The sequence below is a fragment of the Burkholderia sp. S171 genome (assembly GCF_009766085.1).
GTDB lineage: Bacteria > Pseudomonadota > Gammaproteobacteria > Burkholderiales > Burkholderiaceae > Caballeronia.
In genome coordinates this window covers 38,528-62,077 of the sequence record NZ_LMUF01000052.1, presented here as the reverse complement: position 1 = coordinate 62,077, position 23,550 = coordinate 38,528, and the positions used below count along the sequence as shown (strand labels likewise).

Genomic DNA, 23,550 nt, shown 5'->3' with positions numbered 1-23,550 from the left:
CCGGGGTGCGCAACATGACGATCTTGTCATCTGGGCGTCAGCTTCGAGTCAGCGCATGCCGCGCAGAATGAACCTGCTTACCATCGCTTACCGGACGATGAAGCATGGACTTCATTCATTGAGAGTGAAGCCACTTTATAAAGAGGCTACTCATCATGAAAGCACTGATCTGCACAACACTTGCTCTGGTCCTGGCTGCTCCCGCTGTTACGTTCGCCCAAACCACGGATCAGCCCGTCACGCGTGCCCAGGTGCGCGCCGATCTCATCCAGGTCGAGAATGCGGGATGGCGCCCGAACTCGCAGGACGCTTTCTATCCGAATGATATTCAGGCCGCTGAAGCACGCGTCCATTCAGGAGACACCGCTACTGGTTACGGTGGCGCTACGGACAATGGAACGTCAATGTCGCAGTCGCCGACGAGCGGACCTACTGTGGTCCCGGTGTACAAAGGGCAGTGATCTGGATGGTGGGTAGGAGGATTTTTTTGGGGCTTTAGCGGGATAGCGCTTGGCCAGCCGCGGATTTAATCTGTAGGGACGCACGCGGGCGGCCGAGTTCAGCGACAGGGTCAGAATAAACGCGGGCTCTGCTAAGGGCGTGAAAAATCGCGACTTCCTGACAATTATCTTTATTTGAGGTCATGGCCGACGTTGGGCAGTACCGCGTGTATGGGATCGCCCAATGCGCCTTTGAGCTTATTACGATCGAGTTCGCCATCCGTTCACGTCGCCGATGGCCGACTCGATCGCCCCCTTGTAGCCGCGATCCGCAATCGGCACTTCAGGGCGATACCACTTCAGATTGCCGTTTGCTCCAGAGCCTGAGTCGCAGCAAGTCCATGCGTACGGCATCCAAATCTTTCCTTTCGCCAGATATTCACATCGTGGTGCATGAAGGGCATACAGCTTGTTCTTGTCGCTGGGCTCTCCGCAGCAGGATTCGCTTCGTACGGAAAATCAAGTCAAGCGAATCAGAGGACGCTTTGAATTGATCTCTAAAAGCAGCGGCTGACAAAAATCTCGCTCACTTCCGCGAGGTTTCGGAGCCTTCCGCATCTCCTCGGAAGTTGCAGGGTATTAAGCAGTGGTATGCCCTTTATCCTGCAATTTCAGCAACGAGATTTCGCCTCCCTTAAACACACGTCGATAAGCTTTGATGAGCGTTCAGAATGGGCTCATCAGATGTAGGCCATGGGCGACGGATTCATACAGGTCCGATTCTATTCACACAACTTAACACTTACCACGCAATTTGAGATGCGAGCATTGATTCCGCCTTCGTGACCTCTATCTCAGAACAATAGAAAATTTATGAGATCGCTTGAGTTCAACGATCAGACGAAGAATAGAAATATTTGCATTTATTTTCTAAAAAACGAGACCCGTAACTATCCGCTAGTGGAAGGCTGGCGGGGCTATTCGGACATCTTCCGCTCAAGTTAAACTTATCTTGACAACTTGTCCATTTGACAAATTTCACGGGACATGGGATTTCAATAATTCCAATGCCCCATCTTCCCTTGCAGTCTCGCGAACGCTCGCGACAATTTATGACGGTTTGATTGTCGGAGACTCTTTGACTTAATGTAGGACTGCAATGTTTAATACGGGTCTGTAAAGATTTTGGATCAGGTTTCGGAGCCTTCATAACTGAGCCTCCAGTCGATGCGGACCGATAGGTCTGTCCCGTGAAATAAGAGCGAAACCGCATGCCGACGAGCGCGCGTCCGCACTCATTTCTGTTCACCCTGATCCGGATTTTACGGAATGCTAATTGAATAGCTTTTCGCGTGAAATTTCCCGGGACGCGTGCCTATGCGTTCCGACGTATGTCGTCTGTGTTAACGGGGGTATTCATGGGGTCAATGGTTATGCCGTCCCAGGCCTATGCGATCAAGTTGGCGCCGCATCCTGCGCCGCTCTCGGTGCTAAAGTTCAGCGGGTACGCCGCAGTAAGCGAGTTGTATCGCTATGAAGTTGAGCTGACAAGTCCAATCTGCGACATCGCGATGGACCAGGTGTTGGGTCGACCCGTGAAGTTTACGACCGATCCCTTCGATCCAAACGCTGAGTACTTGCGCAAGATGTTTGGGGAGAACGCGGAGAAGTTCAGCGAGATGCCGGCAGCGCTGACTATCCATGGCATTGTCACGGAGTTCGATCAGTTCGAGACGTCAGCCGACCAGACGCGCTACAAGCTCGTGATCAAACCGCGCGTGGCGGACCTTGGGCGCGGCGCCAAGAGCCGGCTGTTCCAGAAGCAGTCGGCGCAGGAGATCATTACCGCCACGCTGCGACACCACGGGCTTCGCGAGGGCGTCGACTTCGCATTCAAACTGCGCGCGCAATACAAGCGTCATGCCTACGTGACGCAATACCACGAGACCACAATCGCGTTCATCCAGCGCATCATGGCTGAAGAGGGCATGTGGTTTCGCTTCGAGCATACGAATGAGCGCGAGGTCATGATCTTCGGTGACGACCTCGACGCTTACGCACGCAATCAACGCATCGTGCCATTTCGGCGCGACGCCGGGCTCGAAAGCGCTGGCGCCGAGGCCATCAAGTCGCTTGAAAGGCACACGCGGCGCGTGCCCGAGGCGGTACAACTGAATGACTACAACCATCGCGAGGCAGGCGTGTCGCTGCTCGTCGAGGTAAACACCGCGCGTGACGACAAAACGACGAACGCGGTCGACTCACAATGGGGTGAGCACTACGAAACGCCGGAGGAGGGCCAGCGTCTCGCACGGCTGCGCCATGAGGCACATCTGGCGCAACAGATTACCTATACGGGCACGGGCAACGCGTTCGCGCTGGAAGCGGGCGAGGTGCTGCGGCTTGATCGGAACCCTGAAGACGCGCCGCATGGATTTTTCATTGTGTCGGTGGAGTCGAGCGGTGGGCGCGATCACGCTTACTCCAATACGTTCTCGGCGATACCGTCAGACCGTGTCTGGCGCACGCCTGTGGACTCGAGTGCGCAGCCGGTCATTAGCGGCATCCTGCCGGCGCGGGTTACCTCGCCCGGCAATTACAGGCGCGCGTATTTGACGCCGGAAGGCTTGTATGTGATCAAGCTGCCTTTCGACCTTGACGAGTGGAGTCCGGGGGGCACGAGCCGGCCGGTTCGGCTGGCTAAGCCGTACAGCGGCAATAGCTACGGGCACCACTTCCCGTTGATCGACGGGGCGGAAGTCGCAATTATTTTCACAGGAGGAAATCCCAATCGGCCGGTCATTATCGGCGCTATGCACGACAGCCTGCATCCGGATCTGGTCAACAACCTGAACCATACCCGGAACCTCATTATCACGGCCGCTGGAAACACAATGCGGATGGAGGATAGGGAAGGTAACGAGCACGTGCATCTGATGACGCCGTTCCAGGCGAGTCAGCTGAATCTTGGGCATATGGTCGATGGTGAGCGCAAGCAAAGGGGGTTAGGCGGAGAGTTTCGTAGTGACGAGCACGTGGCAGTGCGCGGCGCAAAGGGCGTGCTTGTCACTGCGGAAGCGCAGCCTGCAGCAAACGGCAAGCAACTCGACATGACCAGCGCGAAGGCACACCTTGAGGACGCACTCGCGTTGATGCAGGCATTGACGCAGACCGCCCAGGCTGCACAAGCACACATGGCGGAAGTCGATGAGCAACGTCAGTTTCTCGAGCAGCGCCTGGACCGGCTTCAGCAGGCTGTGATCCTGCTATCTGCTCCTCAGGGCATTGCGTTGACCAGCGGTCAGCATCTGCAACTCGCGACTCACGACAATTTAGCGGTCAATGCGGGTGGATCAGCGGATATCGGGGTACGGAAGAAATTCACGGTGGCGGCTGGTGATGCGATATCGTTGTTCGCGCAGAAACTCGGCATGAAGCTCTTCGCGGCCAAGGGCAAGGTGGAGATCCAGGCTCAAAGCGATGAGATTGCGCTGGCTGCGCTAAAGGACGTCACGATTACCAGCACTGACGGCAGGCTCGTCCTGTCGGCGGCGAAGGAGGTTTGGATCGGCGCGGGCGGCTCGTATATCCGCATCAATAGCGACCGGATCGAGAATGGCACTCCAGGCGTCATTCTGGAAAAGTGTGCCAAATGGGACAAGCCCGGCCCGGTCTCGATGCAACCGATATTGCCGCTGCTTCCGAAGTCAATTTGTGTCCCCTGTCTGCTTGCTGAATTCTCCCAGGGCGCTTTGCTAGGCACGAAATGACAAATACAAAACTCGAGCTTGAGTCGGAAGCGCTGGCGTTGGCAATTCACGAATTCCAGGTCGCCACTCCGGGTCTGCAAACATGTGCCTTGATCTATGGCGTTGCGTACCCGCAGTTATACCGCGAGTTGAGACAGTGGCTTGGACACGATACAGCGGATCAACGGCTGTCACTGATATTCGACGCGCATTCCGAAGACCGGCGTGATCAATACGGCCCCTATCTGGTTCGTATTGCTCCAGGGGCATCGAAGCCAGCGAGCTTGCTGACCAAGCTTGCACGTTGCTGTGTGGACGACTTTCGCGGTGTCTCTTTTCTGTTTTCACAATTTCCGCTCGGTGATCTTGTCACAGGACTTCGCGAGCGGCTCGACGTGACGTGCGCTGACCGCAGCGAATGGCAGATGAAGTTCTTCGACACTCGATCGCTTGCCGTGCTCGATCGTACGCTTTCGGTAGAACAGCGCTGTGCTTACTTGTGCTTGGTAAATGAGTGGTGGTATATCGATCGGTACGGGAGTCTGCAGAGAATCGTTGGCGATAACGCAACAGCCGATTCGTATCGTGCGCCGCTCGATCTCGATGAGCAACAAGCTGTGGCGTTTATCGACGCTGGGCTGGCCGACTCTGTTCTCTATTCGCTCGGCATGACCGACGACGACCTGCTTGCAGCTTTTGACGCGCGTACCCGCTACCGGATCTGCGAAGAGTCGCTCGCAGGGGCTTCAGGAGACGAACGTAACAGTGCCTTGTTGTTGGCCGATCGCGTGAGAGAGGCGCTGCTCAGTGCGCAAGAAAGATCGGAGACGGAATGAAAGTGATGATGGTTATCAGGTGGGTTTTGGCTGCCATAGCCGGTTTGCTCACACTCGTGAGCCTGTCGGGTTGTGCGAAAGATCCCTACATGCTTGGGATCATGGGCTACAACTACACCGATCGGGCGATCGCCGATTTTGCAGTGAACGGTGCAGCGGGTAGCAATGTTGAACTCAGCACGCCAACTGCAGGCGGCGGAAAAACGTCATGCTGCGTTGTCCTTGGCGGAGACATAAAGACACCCCTCTGGATTGATATCGAGTACAAAATGAGTGCGCTTGAATCATTTCCCCCCAGAAAGATCATCGAGCCTTCGGGAAAATATATGAAAGCACGGGTCGAGGTCAAAGGTCCTATTCCTCCTGATCCAAGCTATCTGGGGATCCACTTTTACCCTGACCACCACATTGAGGCCACCATTTCGGGGGCCAACGGCCCGTTGCCGCCAAGACTGAAACTTGAGCGGCGTCTTCCCTTTGTCCGCTAGAGACACCTCCAACTATGCTAGACACACTCAGACTCCCCCTTCGGCGGGGCTGCGTCCGCTGACAGCAGTTGAACGTCAGCAATGTGCGGAGGTGATGGCATGTATTGATCCCCGCAAGATGTCTGAGATCTTGAATTGTTCTCAATCACTTTGGCTTTCATTGTTTCTTGACGGTACGGGAAATAACCAGCACGAGAATATAACCGACGTCCCAACACATCAATGTAACGACTCTTTCGGATCCACAGACGAACGGGTGCGTTGTTGCTAGCTGACCGCGAGAGAGCGGTGTTGCGTAATGCACGGAAAGAACCTGGGAAATACAAAAATGAAAAAAAATGTCAAACGATATTCGGTCGTAACGTTTATTTTACTAACCCTTATGGGCTTGTTCGGATGTAATAAGGATCCCTACATGCTGGGTATTAAGAGGTACAACTACACGGATAGGGCAATCGCAGATTTCTCGGCCAATGAGCAGTCCGGGGGAAACCTTTTTCTCAGTAGTGAGACGTCTGGGGGGGGAGGGGTGTCATGTTGCGTCACTATGACTAGACGCACCAAGACACCCTTCTGGATCGATGTGCGATACAGAAGGGACGCGCTTGAAACCTATCGCCCACGAAAAGAAATCGAACCCGCAGGAAATTACACAACAACGAGGATTCAAGTCACGGGACCGATTCCTCCAGATCCCAGCTATCTGGAAATTCACTTTTATCCTGATCAGCACATTGAGGCGGCCATTTCGGGGGCGGACGGCCCATCGCCGCCAAGGCTCAAACTGCAAACACGTTCTACCTTCGCGAGATAGAGGAATAAGCTATGTTGGATGACACCAAAATTCCCGGTGAGGCGGGACTTCGGCCGCTTACGAAAACGGAGCGTGAGCAGCGTGCCGTGGCGATGGCTTGCCTTGATCCCGATCAAAGGCCCGGCATCCCGGATTGCTCTCAGTCGATCTGGATTTCACTTTTTTTCGACGGCACCGGTAACAATCGGGTCGTCGATACACCTCGGTCCAAGCACAGCAATGTGGCAAGGTTGGCCTCTACACATGTAGTCGATGATGAGAGTGGCGGGCGGTATGCAATTTATATCAACGGTTTAGGGACATCCTTCGACGCGATTGGTGAAAAGACTGAAAGCACGTTGGGCGGCGCTTTCGGGGCCGGCGGCGAAAAGCGTCTGCAGTACGCTCGCGATCAGTTCGACAAACGAATCGTGAAGGCAAAGGCGCGCGCGACGAATCCGAAACAGCCGATTAGGCTGATCAATGTGTCACTGTTCGGTTTTTCTCGGGGCGCAGCGCTCGCTCGCGCCTTCGCGGTTCGCCTCGCGTCGGCATGTCGTCAGCAAGACGGCGCAGACGGTGGCTGGCGCTATCAGGGTTACCCAATTCGGCTTTACTTCATGGGGTTGTTCGATACCGTCGCATCGGCAGGGTTGCCGGCAAGCGCAAAGGTGTTCGACCAAAGCCCGGTTGTGTATGCTTCCCTTGGTACCGCCGCTCTTTGGTTTGGGGCCGTGTTGCAGCTTGTGCCGAAAGACGGTCACTACGCCTGGGCAGGAAACCTAAAAATCCCCACGATGGTTGAGCAGTGCATTCACTATGTAGCCGCCCATGAAGTGCGTGACTCGTTTCCTTTGGATTCAGTGCGCGACGGAAAGCACTACCCGAATAACACATCTGAGGTTGTGTATCCGGGCGTTCATTCGGATGTTGGAGGGGGATACGCACCGGGAGAACAAACTAGAGCACTTCTGGATAGCGAGAAGCTAAGTCAGATACCTCTATTGCATATGTATCGCGCTGCCCGAGTGGCGGGCGTCCCATTGCAAGGAATTTCCGGGCTACCGAAAAGTGTGCAGGCATCTTTTGATCTTTCCCCTAAGACAGTGAGTCTTTTCGACAGCTATCAAAGAAAAGCTCAAGCCGGTGGGCCGATAGAAAAGGCGACGTCCGATCATCTTCGCCAGCTCTACGTCGCCCGAGGTTATCTCGCCAATTTCACCGGCGGGGACGCCGCAAAAGCACGTGTCCGGCAGGCGAGGGATGTGTTGACGCAGGCGGGCAACGGTCAACAGGCGTCTGACCTATTGCGTGAAGTTTTGCGGGTCAACGAAAACGGGCTTTCTGTTAATAAGTCGATGGGGAGGGAAAATGACCGCAAGCTGAACGGCAAGACGCTAACTCTGCGCGAAGCGACGCTTTCCATGGCATATGAAGATGTCTCGCTGCTTACCGGTTCAGACAGCGAACGGCAAACCGCGCTCAACTTCTTTGACTACCTGGTTCACGATTCGATAGCAGGTTTCGGCAAGGATCTTTCGCAACTCGAGAACTGGCGAATGATGTACTTCGGCGACGTCGGTTGCGAGCCGGAAAAAAACAGGAATTTTGCGGAGAGGTCAACGCCGACAGAAAAAGATGAAGCGCTTGCCTAGAGGACGTCATCAACTATTGCTTTTCATAGTCATTATGGTTGCGCGCACTTGCAGTAACCCCGGCCCTTTGGGTCAGTTAGAAAAATGAGATTGCAATGATAGATTTGAGCAGGTTTAGCGACGCAACCCATCACGATGGCAACGTCATCGGCGCTTCGACCACGATGCGCTTCCGTAACCGTTTTGTCGCCCGAAAAAGCGACGAAGCAATTCGCCCGCAACATGACGTCAAATCCAACGTCATCATCGAAGAAGACGAAACAATCGCAAATAGTGACGCACACGTAGCGCGTCGCGGAGACCGCACGGTGTGCGACTGTCGTTTGATTGCCGGTTTGCTCTGACTCCATCTCGATGCCAGTAACGCTTCCTCCCGCAGAGTCGCCCGAGCCACGTCCGTCACCGCCGAGGCTTGTCCTGTGGCTGTGCTTGCTTGTGGTATCCATGGTCATTGGGGTCGTCAGCACGCTGCTCACGTGGCCCGAAAATGAGCCTACCGGAACCGCTTGGTTCTGGGTGCGGCTGCTCATATTTCCCTTTCTCGCATGCACTAGCGCATTTGGACTTCGGTCCTGCTACTACGAGCAGGAAAACCAGCGCATTGATGCAGACAACGAAATCCTGCGGATGGACAGGGCGACCGCTTTGGAATTTGCGAGTGATCCACTTTCAGTAGTCCGCTATGCCTATCTGACGGGGGCGGGGAGTCGCGACGTAGCATCCACATTGGATCGGGCGGCAGCAGCGCTGGAACTTCAAACATCTCCGGATGGCAGTGATGCCTTCCCACTCTCCTCGCTGTCGCTAGCCGGCGACGACGATGATCCCGGACGCTATCGCGCTTGTTTCAGGGAACTCATTGGCTCGGTCTCGGACAGTGTTAAGGCTATTCCGCATGACGTACCGATTGAGGTTTGTCTGCAACTGCCGGCCGATGTCGATCAACAAGCGCTGGTCAACGCATGGCAGGCGTGTTGGGGCGATGCGGGACTACGAGCAGTAAAAGCGGAGTTGGTCTCGACGGATAAGGGTTTGATGGCGTTGGACCAATGGCTCGACAACAAGGGTGGTCCTGCTCTGGAGAAATTCGTCCTGTTCGTCGCAGTGCAACTGCACGAGGTGTCTGTTCAGAGCAGCGCGGAAGCCGCGGTTGCTCTCTTGCTTGGCTGGGCACCGCTCGTCGAGCGGCGCCACATAGAGCCAGTCGCTCTTTTGCACCGCCCTGTCGAAGCTGACTCGGACGCGACAGATGGTCCAATTTCCACCGCGCTGCAGTGGGGGCGCACGACGGGCGACAAGATCAATGATTTGTGGCAGACCGGGCTTGAGAGGTTGGATAAGGCCGGGTTGATCAAGAGCCTGTCGGACCTCTCGATAGGGGTTTCGCAAACGGACGGCCTCGCCGGGATACACGATCTCGACACCACACTCGGGTATTCCGGTAATGCGGCAGGATGGTTGGCCGTCGCGCTGGGGATCGAGCACGCGACGCAAAATAATACAGCGCAACTGGTCGCATGGCGGGAAGGCGCGCTTCGGTTCGTGGTCGTGCAGCCGGTGGCGCGAGCAGACGGGATGGGCTCTGAGGCATAAAGGTGAGAAGGACTATCTCTAGTCAAACTAACTGGATCGCCAATGCCGCTATCTGAACACCCAAGAGAACGAAAGAAGTTGCTGCCGCTGGCAGAAACAGCAGCAGAAACAGCAGCAGAAACAGCAGCAGAAACAGCAGCAGAAACAGCAGCAGAAACAGCAGCAGAAACAGCAGCAGAAATAACAGTATTGAACACCGCATTGAGCGGAGAAGCGCCGGACGAACCAACGTCCGGCGCTTCTCCGCTGCACAATCTTGGCGCCAAGTCAGCTTACCAACCTGTCAAACGCGCTGTCCTTGCTCGCAGTCCTCGCCATTGGTCTCGGCTTGCAATGCGCGCACGCGCGCCGGCAAGAAGGGGTGAATCAGCAACTGATAAGCACCGCCGCCAATCACGCCGCCTATCAACGGAGCGACGACCGGAATCCACCAGTAGTTGTCCGGCGAAGGCAGCGCGGAAGAACCCCAGCCTGCAAAATACGCAAACAAACGCGGGCCAAGATCGCGAGCCGGATTCATTGCCCAGGCTTCCAGATAGCCCATCGACGACCCAAGGATTGCAACCAGGAATCCGATCATGAGCGCACCCGCATTTGCCTGGGGCGCCATCTCGTTGAACTGCTCGGTGATGGCGAAAATCCCGAACAAAAGGAACGCTGTCAGGATGACTTCATCGGAGAACGCGTGCATGGGAGTGATGGCCAGGCCCGGGTGCGTAAAGAACACCCCCGCTGCGCCGCCGTCCGCCCGCGACAGATGATGAATCAAGTTGTAATGGTCGATCACCGGCCCAAACAGCGCATAAACAATGACGGCGCCCAACATGCCGCCAATGAGCTGCGCTACCCAGTAGGGCAACACTTTCTTCCACGAGAAACCGCGGAACAGTGCAAGAGCCAGCGTTACCGCAGGGTTGGCATGGGTGCCCGAAATGGAGCCCGTCACATAGATGGCGAGCGTCACGGCCAAGCCCCACGACATGCAGACACCCCAGTAAGCATTCACATACGGGCTGGGGTCGTATAGCACGTACATGCACGCCACCGAATCACCGAACGCGATGACGATAAGAACCGCGATCGCCTCGGATATGAGTTCGCCGACAAATTGCCTGCCGGTCGGCTTTGCAATAGTTGCTGCCATGAAGAGGATTCCTAAAAGAAGAGCTGCGTTACAGTAAAGAAGGCCAGAGTGATGTCAGGGTGACGTCAGCGAGACTCACGTTGAACGCAGGTTCAACGTGAGTTCAACCTGAAACTCAGGTGGCGTCGGCCCACGCCTTGGCGGCATTTACCGCGCGTTGCCAGCCGTGCATCTGGCGCTTGACCTCATCGGCCGCAACATCCGGCGAGAAACGACGGTCCAGCTTCCATTGGCTCTGCAGTTCATCCACGTCTTTCCAGTAATCGACTGCCAGCCCGGCCAGATAAGCGGCGCCCAGCGCAGTGGTTTCGCTGATCTGCGGACGGACTACGTCCACGCCCAGCATGTCGGCCTGGAATTGCATCAGCAGGTTATTGGCGACCGCGCCGCCATCCACGCGCAATTCGCCAATGCGGATGCCAGAGTCGGCTTCCATGGCCTTCAGTACATCGATTGATTGAAACGCGATGCTTTCCAGCGCTGCCCGAGCAATGTGGCCGGAGGTCGTGCCACGTGTCACGCCGAACAGCGTGCCGCGTGCGCGTGCATTCCAGTGTGGTGCACCCAGGCCGGCAAAGGCGGGCACCATATAGACGCCGTCGCTATGCGGAACACTGCGCGCAAGCGCTTCGATTTCATTCGCACTCTTGATAATGCCAAGACCATCACGGATCCATTGCACGACAGCGCCACCAATAAAGATGCTGCCTTCCAGCGCATAGTTGACCCGGTCGCCGATCTGCCATGCAATGGTGGTGACCAGGTTGTTGCGCGATTCGATCGGCTTGTCGCCCGTGTTCATGACGAGGAAACAACCGGTGCCGTAGGTGTTTTTCACCATGCCGGACTTTGTGCACATCTGGCCGAAGAGGGCGGCGTGCTGGTCGCCTGCAATGCCGGCAAGCGGAATCTTCGATGCAAACACCGTGGTCTTGGTCGGGCCATACACCTCCGAAGACGCACGCACTTCGGGCAACATGCTGCGCGGGATATCGAGCGCGTCGAGCAGTTCGTCATCCCACTTGAGCGTGTGGATATTGAAGAGCATGGTGCGCGACGCATTGGTGACGTCGGTGATATGCAAGCCGTGTTTCGTGAAATTCCATACGAGCCAGCTATCGACCGTACCGAAGGCAAGACGTCCTTGCTTCGCTTTCTCGCGCGCGCCTTCCACGTTGTCGAGGATCCAGCGGATCTTGGTCGCGGAGAAGTAGGAATCAATGGGCAAGCCCGTCTTGGCACGGACCTTTTCTTCCAGCCCCTGTGCCTTCAACTGGTCGCAGAAGTCGGCGGTGCGGCGGTCTTGCCAGACAATGGCGTTGTAGATCGGCTGGCCGGTTTCGCGATCCCAGACAATGGTGGTCTCGCGCTGGTTGGTAATGCCGATAGCGGCTATGGATGCGCCGTTCAGACCTGCGCGGGTGACGGCTTCGGCGGCGACGCCAGCCTGGGTCGACCAGATTTCCTGCGGGTCGTGTTCGACCCAGCCCGGTTGCGGATAGATCTGGCCAAATTCCTTCTGCGCCACGGACACTACATTGCCCTGGCGATCAAACACCATTGCACGTGAACTCGTTGTGCCCTGGTCGAGCGCGAGGATGTATTGCTCCTGCATTGTCTTCTCCACTGGTTTTTAAATGGATCGCCGCTTCTTGCATGATGCCTTGCGACGTTGCTGACTTCTTGTTTTGACTGCGGCTCCGGTAAGACAGGCGCCTCTACAAAAATTACGTTTTGCTTTCGACGTTAAATCCGGCTAGCCGCTTCATGCGGTTCGGCTAAGGGCAGCCAACGAGCGGATGAAGCAGTGGTTTCGTCCGCAAACCACCGCGCTATTTCATTAAATACCGGACGTTTTGCTAAAGCAGTGGGGTCCTCCGGGCAACGATCCCACATAGTCCTCAAAGCGCCCGCTCGAGTCGCCGCTCGTCAATCCGATGCACGATGCAGACAAGTGGGAACGAACCCGATTTGTTCGCAAAAGAACACCGTTGGATCAAGCTAGCGATATCGGACACGATACTGATCGCGTCAATATCTCATTTGACGGCTAACTGACAAGCTATTACGTCCTGATTCATGTCATCGGTTCATGTTAATTAAGAAAATCTATCGAACTAATAATGTTCGAATTCGAATGCTAGTGAACAAATTCGAAAATGTAAAGGCTCATTATGAGGAGCGTCGGAGGTGCGGGGCGTGCATCGGAGTTAGTAGAAAACCTCGAAAGGGTGCCGGTAAAGATTCTTGAAAGTTCGCAAGAGAACGGACACGTCATGCAATAGCGCCCGCAATGGGGGGACTCTGCGAGCGAAGGTTTGACCTGTTGATGGCCCCGTTTCACGGAATACAAGCCGGAGTGCCGGCTAGCGCGTCCGCAACCGGATCACGATTGTTTGTACGGGGCTGAAGCGCATCGGGGCAATCCGGCAATAATTTACCGGTGCAGGTAGAGTGAAACTCCGCGACTAAAAAGTTCGCCGCGGCTGATGCAATGTCGATAAAAACAGAGGCCAACCATGCGGGTCGCCAGACAGGTCACTAAGTTTATTCGGGTTGTCGCCGTGGTCGCGCTCGCGCCCCTCGGGTCGTTGTCGACACCTGCACATGCAAGCGCGGTAGAAGAACAGCTCGATTGCAAATCGACGGGCCATGTGTTTATCAGCGCGCTGATGAACAGCGGCGAAATACAGTCCAAGCCCATGCACGTCGAAAAGAATTCAATTAACGCGTTCCGGCCCACTCACGGCGTGAAGCTGACGGCGTTCGATTTCCCGGTCTTCGTGGTGCTCGGCTATGAGAAGGACGATCCGCTCTTCAAACCGGGCAAGGGAGACCCCGTCGCGGAGTGGGCCTACGGCGTAGTGGTGACTGGCGCGTCGGACGACGTCAGGGACCGCCTGCATCAAATAGGCAGCGACGCTATCGTTCATGAGGTCACGCCCGTGATGACGGCGATTCTTTGCAAGGCCCAGTGAACGGCGAAAATGTAAGGTGAGACCCTAGGCGCCGCTCTTCATGCGTGTCTTGCACGAGTGCATTGAGCGGCTTCGGGACTACTAGCGCCACTCAATGCCGCACAATTTTTATTCTGCCGCCGCTGGGAGTCTTACGTTCTCGGCGCGCAGCGTGAGGCGGGCGATGGCAAACGCCACCAACGCGGAGAGTGCGATTGCGACCACCATCGGCTTTGGCGCGCCATCGGCGAACAAGCCGGACACGGCCATTACCGCAGCGCCCACGACAAACTGCAATGCGCCCATCAGCGCCGAAGCCGTACCCGCAATTGCCCCATGGCTCTCAAGCGACAACACCGCGGAAGTCGGCAATACAAGCCCCAGGAAGCCATATCCGATAAACAGGAAAACCATCATCAGCGCGAGGCTGTCCGCGCCCGCCAAAAACAGCGCCGCTACGATGCTCATCGAAATTGCGAAGCCGGTAACGGCCACGCGAATAACGCGCGGCAGGCCGTACTTGGCGGTGAGGCGCGCAGTCAACTGGCTGAAGCCGAAAAACGCCGCCGCATTCAGCGCGAAGCACAAGCTGAACATAGTGGGCGACAAGCCATAGTGATTGATGATCACGAACGAGGCGCTTGCCAGGTAGATAAAAAACGACGAGACACCGAACGCGCCGACAAACGTGAGACCCAGGAACATCGGATCACTAAGTAACTTTCGATATCCCGCGAATGCGCTCGCCCACGAGCTATCGGCGCGATGATGAATTTCCCGCGTTTCCTTCAACTGCGTAGCCGCAAGCACGAGGGCAAGTCCACCCGCTACGGTCAGCGCCCAGAAGACACCGCGCCAGCCGAACGCAGCAATAATGAAGCTGCCGGTCAGCGGCGCCAATAGCGGGGACACGCTCACAACAAGCATAAGCAGCGACATGAGCCGGGTGGCATCGTGACCGGTGTAAAGGTCCCGCACGATCGCCCGCGGAACGACCATGCCGGCACACGCGCCCAACGCCTGGAGCACGCGAAAGCCGATCAGCACGTGGATGCCCGGCGCAAAGGCGCAGCCCACGCTGCCGATGGTAAAAATCGCGAGGCCGACATAGATCGGCATCTTGCGGCCGAAGATATCGGAGAGCGGCCCGTACACAAGCTGGCAGACGCCGAGCGTGATGAAAAACACCATCAGGCTCATCTGCACCTCGGCCGGAGTAGCGTGCAGCGCCCCTCCAATGGAAGGCAGGGCGGGCAGGTACATGTCGATGGCAAACGGGCCCACGGCGGTAATCAGGCCCAGGACAATGGCAAGTTGGAGAAAGCGTCGTGTCATTATTTATCGGTAGGAAAGAGTGGCGGCATGGTACTCGAAGTCATGCCGGGTCACGTGCACGAATCACGTGCGCGAGTCAGGTTGGAACAGCGGCGTATTCCAGTTTCGGATACCAGTCCGACCCGCGGCCGCCGGGTGTCAGGTCGAGCAGGGTCCACAGCGGCATGGGGTCGGGTGCACCACGCGGGTCCTGACCGGGGTCGGACGTTTGGGGTCCCATCTCGTCACCCCAGGCGTGGCGCAAAGTACTGCCTGAGCGCGTGAAAACGTTGAACGCAGGGTTGTCGCCGGCATCCGGATCTTCGTTGGCGTAGTCGCGATTGAAGCTGTTGCCGCCCGACGAATACAAGCGCAGGTGGCGCCAGCCACGCTCCTTCTTGAACGCCACCAGCCGCTCGATCGGCCCTCGGGCGATCACTGCAAAGGCCACGCGTTGCAAGAGGTCGGGCATCGCTCCGTCAAAGGCACTAAGCAATGACGTGCACATTGGGCAAGGCCGTTCGCGCGTGGGACCGAACATCCAGTTGTAGGTAATCAGGGTGTCATGATCGCCGAAGATTTGCGAGAGCGTGGCCGGTCCATGCTCGCCGTCAAAGCGGTAATCCTGCGGTACCTCGCCGCCGGGCGGAAGCGCTCGGCGCTGAGCGGCGACACGCTCAATGTGGCGGCGCAACTCGATCTCCTCTGCCAGCATCGCGTTGCGTGCGGTGCGGTATTGCGCACTTTCGCCCGGGAAGCGACGGGTGGACTGAGCCAGCGCCGCGGCCGGCTGTAACGTCTGTGCAGATCCATTTGCTGAAGTCATGAGTGCTCTCCTCGCGATTGAGGGGGAGTGAACGGGAACGAGCAGAAATGGGGGCACAATGCGGTGCGTCACTAGGCGCATTCCGGATCGTGGCCCTCAATGCATGACGAACGACGCCTTGAGAAATCGACATCGCCTGCTTTAACTATTTCGGTGTTCACCCGGACGCACGCCTCGACGTGAGGCTTTTAGATCAAGGATGCGCAGGCAGCTACAGCGGCTTAAAGCAAACGAAGCTGCATCAGGGCACGGGTTTGGAGTTACGGCGTCAAGCGGACGCGAACTCTGCATCTCCCCTTCATGATGTGCACTATAGTGAAATCCACGCTGGCGTGCTCAGATGACGAGAAGACTATGCGGCAGCGTAGGGGACGACAGGAAAGGTCCTTAATATGCATGACCTCGCCTTCGGTCCCGTTCAATAAACATGGCGGTAAGCGCCATCGTCAAGAACAACAAGGAGCGAGATTCAATGATCCAGGCACATCCACTATCCTGCCCATGCTGCGGCGATCCATCTGCCCGCGCGCTTACCCGCCGCCGTTTCCTCGCCCTCGCGGCCGAGGGCGCCGCGGCACTCGCCTTGCTGCCGCATTCCGCCTACGCCGACACCGACACCGGTACGACCCGGACCATCGCCTACGACTCGATCCCTAATCCACTGCACTTGCCGCGCGATACCTATTTCGGCGAATGCTCGGGCGTCGCGCTGAACTCCAAAGGCCATATCTTCGTGCTGTCGCGAGGCAATACGAACGGCCCGGCCTACGGCGCCGCAGCAGCTCAGTTGCTTGAGTTCGCACCCGACGGCCGGTTCGTCCGCGAGATCGGCCGCAACCTCTATGCCTGGTCTTTCGCGCATATGGTCAAGGTGGATCGCGAGGACAACGTCTGGGTAACGGACAAGGGCTCGGACATGGTGATCAAGTTCGCGCCCGACGGCCGTGTAGCGATGGTCTTCGGCCGCAAGCAGGAGGCGGCCGATGAGGAGACCGGTCCGCTCAAGCATCCAAATCCACCGCTTCCCGCCGAGCCGGGCCGCTTCCGTCAGGTGACCGACGTGGCCTGGGACGCTGCCGGCAACAGCTATATCAGCGACGGGTATATCAACTCGCGCGTGGCCAAGGTCGACAAGGACGGTAACTGGATTAAGTCTTGGGGCGAGCGCGGTACGGGTCCCGGTCAGTTCCACACGCCGCATAGCATTGCCCTTGATGCCAACGGAAGTGTCTATGTAGCCGACCGAAGCAATCGGCGCATCCAGGTGTTCGATGGCGAAGGCAATTTCCAGCGCCAGTTCACTATCGACGTGCCCGTGCCTCCCGGTGCGAGGCCGGCGATTGGTTATGCGCCGGATGAGGCAGCCATAGCCGCTGGTACGTTTGCACCCGGCTCGCCGTGGGCCATCTGCATCTCGCCGGGGCCGAACCCGGTGTTGTACAGCTCTGACGCCTTCCCCGGGCGCATCTATAAGCTGTCGCTCGAGGGCGAGGTGCTGGGTGTACTCGGTGAATCAGGCAAGCAACTGAAGCAGTTCGGATGGATCCACCAGATGGCTTGTCCGTCGGAGAATGTGCTGTTCGTCGCCGAGCTCCTGAACTGGCGCGTACAAAAGCTGGTGTTGCACGCGTGATGCTTGCTTTGAAGCGGTGTTGATTGAGTCACCGGAGTGGCGGGCTGACGCTCGCCACTTTAGCTTGTGATCAAGCGTCGTTAGCGGTTGCAAACAACTGCACGCTCTTTAGCAAACCTACCCCGCTCTTGGCGATATTCACTATGCAAATCCTGGATAGTGCTAGAGAAGCGTTATGCGAAGCGGATCAAATGCTAAGCGCCGGAGACGCGCGCCTGCAGCTAGGGGTTGCCCCGCATAGTCGACGCCGGTATCTCCCCACTAGTATCGCCGCCGCAGAAGCGCCGTGTGTATAAACTGAGGAAGGGGATAAAAGACAAGGGACAAGTCAGCGCATGCCTGACGGTTTTGTCGCTTACCGAATTTTCATCAGCCTAAGCTCTTTTGTGCACTTAGCGATCACGCAGTCATCAATCTCGTGTCGTTCAGCACGCCCGGTGACGACGTAACAAAAACATAAGGAAGAGACATGAGCAGGAGTCCGTCGGTCGACGTTCAGACCTTCATTAATGAGCACCCGTTCGGCGGGTTTCAATGGCTGATTTTTGCAATGTGCTTTGTCATCGTCCTGCTGGACGGATTCGACACAGCCGCTATAGGGTTCATCGCCCCGTCCCTGATCACTGAGTGGAATATCAGCAGGCCTGCGCTTGCTCCGGTGCTGAGCGCCGCGTTGTTCGGGCTGGCGTTCGGTGCGCTGCTCGCCGGTCCGCTTTCCGATCGCCTGGGACGGCGCGTGCTCCTGATTGCATCGGTCGTGATCTTCGGTGTCGCCTGCCTGGCTTCCGCTTTCTCCGGCGACCTGACGCACTTGACCATACTGCGCTTTATCACGGGACTCGGACTGGGCGCGGCCATGCCAAATGCGGTGACGATCATGAGCGAGTTCTGTCCGGATCGCCGACGTGCCACCCTGATCAATCTGATGTTCTGCGGTTTCCCGCTAGGAGCCGCGTTCGGCGGTTTTCTCGCGGCGTGGATGATTCCCGCTTTCGGATGGCGCAGCGTTCTGCTTCTAGGCGGCGCGACTCCGCTGTTGCTGGCGGTCTTGCTGCTCATCGCGCTTCCTGAGTCGGTGCGTTACCGGGTTGCGCATGCGCATCCCGTCGACAAGATTCGCGCAACGCTTAGCCGCATTGGTCGCAGCGCCGCCGACGCCGCTTCGTTCGTGATGACGGAACAGGCTCAGGCTGTGCCTGGAAAACGCGGCATCCGGTTGGTGCTGTCGCGGGAGTACATCGTTGGCTCGGTGATGCTTTGGCTGACCTATTTCATGGGGCTCGTCATCTTTTATGCATCGATCAACTGGATGCCGATCCTGCTAAAAGAGGCGGGTCTGAGCGCGCACCGCGCTACGTTGATCTCCGCGCTGTTCCCGCTTGGCGGCGTTGGCGCTGTACTGTGCGGAGTCTTGATGGACCGGTTCAATCCGAACCGGATTATCGCCGCATGCTATGCGTTAACCGCCGTCAGCGTGTATTGCATCGGCCACTCCGCCGGAAATATCAGCTTGCTGATCGTCGTGGTGTTCGCCGCGGGCGTGTTGATGAACACGGCACAGTCGTCCATGCCCGCGCTAGCGGCCGCGTTTTATCCCACTCAAGGGCGCGGAACCGGCGTTGCATGGATGCTCGGTATCGGCCGGTTCGGTGGCATTGCGGGCTCGTTCCTGGTGGCCGAGCTGACCCGGCAGCACTTCACCTTCGATGGCATCTTTGCCGTGGTGGCGGTACCGGGTGTGGTGGCATGCATCGCATTACTGATCAAACAAGCTGTCCAACCGCGATCCGCAAACGTCAAGGCGCGTGACATAGGAACGGTTTCGCACTAGTCGCGCGCACGGCATATGAAAAAAACCCGCGCCCCTCTCGAAGGCGCGGGTTAAAGCTTACGGAGCGCCGTCCGCCGGGACGAGGGGGACCCGGCGAGGACGTGACCCAAGCATAGGCGTTTTCGTTTGAAACAGGTGTTTCCCCATATATCTGTTCCTTACTAACTTGTTCCAGGCGCCTTGCCCGGAAACGTGCTTAACGATTGGTATTAATCGGGAACAATTTTAAATAACATCGCGTGCTTCGCGGACCACGGCGGACCACGGCGGACCACGGCGGACCATGGCAGACCGGGCGATTAGCGGATCAATGGCTTCAGTTGCCGTGAGCAGATCCGCTTCGGCACACGCCGCGAAGCGACGCATCTAGCGGAGTTGCTTGAGGCACCAGCCTGCCAAGCGTGAACCGCTTCAGCCTCGCGATACGGCCGCGCCTTTGAGCTCAGAACTTGCGTTTGAAAACCGCGCCTGCTGCGCTTGCATCCTGAGTTCAAGCAAGCGATTGGTCGCGATCGATCCAGCCACCGCGCACAACATGGGCACGATGAAATCGTGATCCACACGCGTGAACTCGACCATGAGAACGAGCGCTGTTATCGGCATTTTCATCGATGAAGCGAGAAAGGCCGTAGCGCCGACAATCGCGAACGCGCCCATGGGCGTACCCGGCCACATCAACGTCCAGACCCCGCCGAGCACGATAGCCAACAGCGCGCCGTTAGACATGCCCGGAGTGAGCAGGCCGCCTTGGGCACCCGCGCGCAGGCTGCCGGCGGTTATGGCTACCTTGATGACCAGCAGCGTTGCTGCAAGGCCGATGGTCAGCTCACTGCTGAAGCCCAGTTGCGCAGGCGTCTTGCCGTTGCCGAGGATCTGCGGGAACGACACCGCAAGCAAGCCGATGATCAGGAAGTTGACGAGCGAGAAAAGCGGCAACGTCCATCCCTTCGGCGCGGCCGCGCGGGCTTTCGTTGTCAATTGGACGAACGCGAACGCGGCGACGCCAAATAGGGGACCAGTGACAATGGACCATGTCACCAGGTTCGCGCTCAAGCCGAAGTGCGGCACGACGTATTGCGATTCGTCGCCGAGGCCGAGCCAAGCGACCACGGCCGCGATGACCGAGGTGACCAGCGCAGGAATCACGACACGCAGCTCGAACGATCGGAGCAATACTTCGAGAACAAAGATCGCTCCGCCAAACGGAACGTTGTACACCGCGGCGAGCCCGGCGCCTGCTCCGCAAGCCACCATCAAACGGGTTTGCTCGACGGTGAGGCCGGCGTAGTGCGACAGCCACCCCGCTAGCAAGGAGCCTATCTCGCGGGGTGCAACCTCGCGACCGAGCGGCGACCCCAGCGCAACGGTGATGATCTGCAGCAGCGCATGCGCGGTCGTCGTGACGGGCGGCATGCGCGGGTCGTCGGATGCAACGGCCTTCTTTATGCTGACCAGCGGCCGCCCATAGCGATAGATGACGAACCAGCCGCAGCCTGCAATGAGGCCGCAGAGCACGAGCACGGCGACCCGCCGGCCAGCCGATGCAGCTTCTACACCCTCATAAAAACTCTCGTGCCCCACCAGATGCGTGATGCTGTATCCGTAAGCGACGTGCTGAATAAAATGCAGGAGGAGCGCTAATGCCATGCCACCCAAGCCGGCGCCGATCCCGGTAAGCACGGTGACCACCGCGAATCTGATCAGTGGGTTGCCGGGAGTTCCGGGACGAGGTGGTTGAGCGAGCATCGAAAAATGTTAGCAGTATGAAAGGGGATCGAGTGAGCATCCTTGCGCCCATCGGTTAAGCGTAATCAAAAAACTTCAATTAGCGTGAACCCGAATCTACCGCTTGAGGAATCAGGCGTCAAATTCATTTATTTTTTTCATTAATGTCGTTTGCGCATGATTCCCATAAGGCCTCTCGCGTGTCCCTGTTGATCACGATCAGCTTTGCGTCGGCCCCTTGAGCCGTTCAAGAAGTGAACTGATCAGATCGATCGGCATCGGGAAAACAATGGTCGAATTTTTATCGCCGGCTATGGTGGTCAGTGTTTGCAGATAGCGCAGCTGCATGGCTTGCGGCGCTTTTGCGAGCATTTGCGCGGCCTGCAGCAGTTTTTCCGATGCCTGCAGTTCGCCCTCCGCATGGATGATCTTCGCGCGCCGCTCGCGCTCGGCTTCAGCTTGCCGGGCAATGGCGCGCACCATGGTCTCGTTCAAGTCGACGTCCTTGATCTCGACATTCGACACCTTGATGCCCCATGCATCGGTCTGCGCATCAAGCACCTTTTGAATGTCCATGTTGAGGCGCTCGCGCTCTGCCAGCAGCTCGTCGAGTTCATGCTTGCCGAGGATCGCGCGCAAGGTCGTCTGCGACAACTGGCTGGTTGCATCGAAGAAACGGGCGACCTGGATCACAGCCTTCTCCGGATCGACCACACGAAAGTAGACCACCGCGTTCACCTTCACCGACACGTTGTCGCGGGTGATCACGTCTTGCGGCGGCACGTCGAAGACGACGGTGCGCAGATCCATTCTCACGACTTGCTGCACCGCCGGAATGATGAGGACAAGGCCCGGGCCCTTGACCTTCCAGAAGCGGCCGAGCATGAAGACGACACCGCGCTCGTATTCGCGAAAAATGCGGATTGACGAGAACACGATAAGGATGACCAGCGCCAGCAAGACGCCGCTGAAGCCAAACGTGAATCCGACCATCATTTTTCCCCTTGTTTTACTTCGTCCAGTCGCGTCACGCTAAGCATCAGGCCATGACGCCCGAGAACCCGCACTCGCTCCCCGCGTGCGAGCAGTGCAGGCGCTTCGTGGCAAGACACACGCCATCGTTCGCCGTGTACGCGAGCCCAGCCGCTGTCGCTTGGCGCCACGTCTTCCAGCATCTCGCCGATGATGCCGAGCATCGCTTCCGCGCCGCTTACCACCGGCCGTCGGCGAGCCCGCAACGCGACGCTCGACACAACGAACACGAACAGCGCAGTGGCAATGGTCAGGCCGACCACGAGTGCCACGGGAATGCCATAGCCGGGGGTATCGGTACGGAACAGCATGAGCGCGCCCATTGCAAACGCGACAATGCCACCGAAGCCGAGCGTGCCGAACGTGGGCAGGAAAATCTCCGCAACGAGAAAGGCTATGCCGAGCAGGATCAGGCCGAGTCCGGCAAAGTCGACGGGCAGTAATTGCAATGCGAACAGACCCAGCATCAGGCTGATTGCGCCTGCAACACCGGGCAACGCAAGGCCAGGATTCGCGAACTCGAAGAAGAGGCCGTACATGCCGATCGTAATGAGAATGAGCGCTACGCTTGGGTCGGTAATGGTCGCGAGAAAGCGGCTGCGCCAGTCGGGCTGGATCGTCATGACAACCGCGCCGGATGTCGCGAGGACATGATCGCCTGTGATCGTGTGCACATGCCGGCCGTCAAGCTTCGCGAGCAGGTCGGGTACGTCAGACGCGTTCAGGTCGATCACGTTCTGCGCGAGTGCTTCGCTTGCTGACAGGCTGACCGCTTCGCGTACCGCGCGTTCGGCCCATTGCACATTGCGGCCGCGCAGTTGCGCGAGGCCACGTATATAGGCCGCTGCGTCCTGGACTTGCTTGGTGGTCTCGGTAGATGCTGAGTTCATACCGGAGGATGCCGATGCACCCGCGTCTGTCTTTGCCTGTCCCGGCTCAGGCTCCGCGGACCCGCCAGCGCCGATACGAATCGGCGTGGCGGCGCCGAGGTTGGTGCCCGGCGCCATGGCGGCTATGTGGCTCGCATAGACGATGTACGTGCCCGCGCTGGCCGCCCGCGCGCCGCCCGGCGCAATGAACGCAGCAACGGGAACGGGCGAAGCGAGGAGGGCCTTGATGATTGAGCGCATCGACTGGTCGAGTCCGCCGGGGGTATCGATCTCGAGCACGGCCAATTGAGCACGTTCTTCAGCCGCACGGGCAAGCGCGCGAACGACGAAGTCGGCGCTAGCCGGACCAACAGCGCCGTTAAGCGGAATGACCACGACAACCGGGCTTGCGGCTGCGGCGCTGCAGAGGAGCAGCCCTGCGAATAGGGCTACCGCTTTGCGCAACAGTAAGCCCGCTGCGCCGGAAAGCGCGCGCACGGTATCCGGGTGAAACAAGCGAGACGGATAGCGTTCCATCACGATAAGAGCCGCGTCCGCACACAGGGTGACGCCGGCTCAACCAAGGTTGCCTGTTATTAAGCTTATGCCAAATTAAGCACATACCAAACGTGTCCACCCTAAGGATTTCCACGATAAAGCCGCAC

19 protein-coding genes are annotated in these 23,550 nt (G+C 57.8%); 11 read left to right on the top strand and 8 right to left on the bottom strand.

Features of this window, described 5'->3' with window-relative positions:
* Nucleotides 1-137: 137 nt before the first annotated feature.
* The 8 genes from GSQ93_RS29230 (at nt 138) to GSQ93_RS29195 (ending at nt 9,554) form a co-directional block, all read left to right on the top strand.
* Nucleotides 138-461 (top strand): DUF4148 domain-containing protein, encoded by a 324-nt coding sequence (locus GSQ93_RS29230; RefSeq protein ID WP_367889795.1) that lies wholly within the window; start codon nt 138-140, stop codon nt 459-461.
* Nucleotides 462-1,858: 1,397 nt separating this feature from the next.
* Nucleotides 1,859-4,210: a type VI secretion system Vgr family protein gene (locus tag GSQ93_RS29225; RefSeq protein ID WP_254074120.1), complete on the top strand. Its 2,352-nt coding sequence runs from the start codon at nt 1,859-1,861 to the stop codon at nt 4,208-4,210.
* Nucleotides 4,207-5,025: a DUF4123 domain-containing protein gene (locus GSQ93_RS29220; protein WP_158939151.1), complete on the top strand. Its 819-nt coding sequence runs from the start codon at nt 4,207-4,209 to the stop codon at nt 5,023-5,025. Before GSQ93_RS29225 ends, GSQ93_RS29220 begins: the two co-directional genes overlap by 4 nt.
* Nucleotides 5,022-5,513: a DUF3304 domain-containing protein gene (locus tag GSQ93_RS29215; RefSeq protein WP_158939150.1), complete on the top strand. Its 492-nt coding sequence runs from the start codon at nt 5,022-5,024 to the stop codon at nt 5,511-5,513. The genes GSQ93_RS29220 and GSQ93_RS29215 overlap by 4 nt, the downstream gene beginning before the upstream one ends.
* 298 nt (nt 5,514-5,811) lie before the next feature.
* Nucleotides 5,812-6,327 carry a DUF3304 domain-containing protein gene (locus GSQ93_RS38790; RefSeq protein WP_367889787.1) on the top strand — a complete coding sequence of 172 codons (516 nt, stop codon included), beginning with the start codon at nt 5,812-5,814 and terminating at the stop codon, nt 6,325-6,327.
* Nucleotides 6,328-6,338: 11 nt separating this feature from the next.
* Entirely contained in the window at nt 6,339-7,961 is a 1,623-nt protein-coding gene (locus GSQ93_RS29205; protein WP_158939147.1) for a DUF2235 domain-containing protein, read from the top strand.
* Nucleotides 7,962-8,056: 95 nt separating this feature from the next.
* Nucleotides 8,057-8,305, top strand: coding sequence for a PAAR domain-containing protein (locus GSQ93_RS29200; protein ID WP_158939146.1), 249 nt, complete (start codon nt 8,057-8,059; stop codon nt 8,303-8,305).
* 100 nt (nt 8,306-8,405) lie between these two features.
* A complete protein-coding gene (locus tag GSQ93_RS29195) occupies nt 8,406-9,554 on the top strand; it encodes a hypothetical protein (RefSeq protein WP_254074119.1) in 1,149 nt (382 codons plus the stop codon).
* 22 nt (nt 9,555-9,576) lie between these two features.
* Here GSQ93_RS29195 and GSQ93_RS29190 read toward each other — a convergent pair whose 3' ends face one another.
* The 3 genes from GSQ93_RS29190 to glpK all read right to left on the bottom strand — a co-directional run bounded on the left by GSQ93_RS29190 (nt 9,577) and on the right by glpK (nt 12,313).
* Nucleotides 9,577-9,783: a hypothetical protein gene (locus GSQ93_RS29190; RefSeq protein ID WP_158939142.1), complete on the bottom strand. Its 207-nt coding sequence runs from the start codon at nt 9,781-9,783 to the stop codon at nt 9,577-9,579.
* A 54-nt stretch (nt 9,784-9,837) separates the two neighbouring features.
* Nucleotides 9,838-10,698 carry an MIP/aquaporin family protein gene (locus GSQ93_RS29185; RefSeq protein ID WP_158939140.1) on the bottom strand — a complete coding sequence of 287 codons (861 nt, stop codon included), beginning with the start codon at nt 10,696-10,698 and terminating at the stop codon, nt 9,838-9,840.
* Between the two features lie 115 nt (nt 10,699-10,813).
* Nucleotides 10,814-12,313, bottom strand: a complete 1,500-nt coding sequence (gene glpK / locus GSQ93_RS29180) for a glycerol kinase GlpK (RefSeq protein WP_158939138.1) — start codon at nt 12,311-12,313, stop codon at nt 10,814-10,816.
* A 904-nt stretch (nt 12,314-13,217) separates the two neighbouring features.
* Here glpK and GSQ93_RS29175 point away from each other — a divergent pair.
* Nucleotides 13,218-13,676, top strand: a complete 459-nt coding sequence (locus tag GSQ93_RS29175; protein ID WP_254074118.1) for a hypothetical protein — start codon at nt 13,218-13,220, stop codon at nt 13,674-13,676.
* 108 nt (nt 13,677-13,784) lie between these two features.
* Here the strand turns inward: GSQ93_RS29175 and GSQ93_RS29170 are convergent, their stop codons facing one another.
* Nucleotides 13,785-14,990 (bottom strand): multidrug effflux MFS transporter, encoded by a 1,206-nt coding sequence (locus GSQ93_RS29170; RefSeq protein ID WP_158939136.1) that lies wholly within the window; start codon nt 14,988-14,990, stop codon nt 13,785-13,787.
* A 76-nt stretch (nt 14,991-15,066) separates the two neighbouring features.
* Nucleotides 15,067-15,795 carry a DUF899 family protein gene (locus GSQ93_RS29165; protein WP_158939134.1) on the bottom strand — a complete coding sequence of 243 codons (729 nt, stop codon included), beginning with the start codon at nt 15,793-15,795 and terminating at the stop codon, nt 15,067-15,069.
* 472 nt (nt 15,796-16,267) lie between these two features.
* On the opposite strand from GSQ93_RS29165, the gene GSQ93_RS29160 reads away from it, so the two are divergent.
* Both GSQ93_RS29160 and GSQ93_RS29155 read left to right on the top strand, forming a co-directional pair.
* Nucleotides 16,268-17,428, top strand: coding sequence for a peptidyl-alpha-hydroxyglycine alpha-amidating lyase family protein (locus GSQ93_RS29160; RefSeq protein WP_158939133.1), 1,161 nt, complete (start codon nt 16,268-16,270; stop codon nt 17,426-17,428).
* Nucleotides 17,429-17,897: 469 nt separating this feature from the next.
* Complete coding sequence (locus GSQ93_RS29155) at nt 17,898-19,259, top strand: MFS transporter (protein ID WP_158939131.1); 1,362 nt, start codon at nt 17,898-17,900, stop codon at nt 19,257-19,259.
* 411 nt (nt 19,260-19,670) lie between these two features.
* Here the strand turns inward: GSQ93_RS29155 and GSQ93_RS29150 are convergent, their stop codons facing one another.
* The 3 genes from GSQ93_RS29150 to GSQ93_RS29140 all read right to left on the bottom strand — a co-directional run bounded on the left by GSQ93_RS29150 (nt 19,671) and on the right by GSQ93_RS29140 (nt 23,422).
* Nucleotides 19,671-21,005, bottom strand: coding sequence for a chloride channel protein (locus tag GSQ93_RS29150; RefSeq protein WP_158939130.1), 1,335 nt, complete (start codon nt 21,003-21,005; stop codon nt 19,671-19,673).
* Nucleotides 21,006-21,203: 198 nt separating this feature from the next.
* On the bottom strand, nt 21,204-21,977 hold the full coding sequence (locus GSQ93_RS29145) for a slipin family protein (protein ID WP_158939839.1): 774 nt from the start codon (nt 21,975-21,977) through the stop codon (nt 21,204-21,206).
* Entirely contained in the window at nt 21,977-23,422 is a 1,446-nt protein-coding gene (locus tag GSQ93_RS29140) for a nodulation protein NfeD (protein WP_158939128.1), read from the bottom strand. Before GSQ93_RS29140 ends, GSQ93_RS29145 begins: the two co-directional genes overlap by 1 nt.
* Nucleotides 23,423-23,550: the final 128 nt, after the last annotated feature.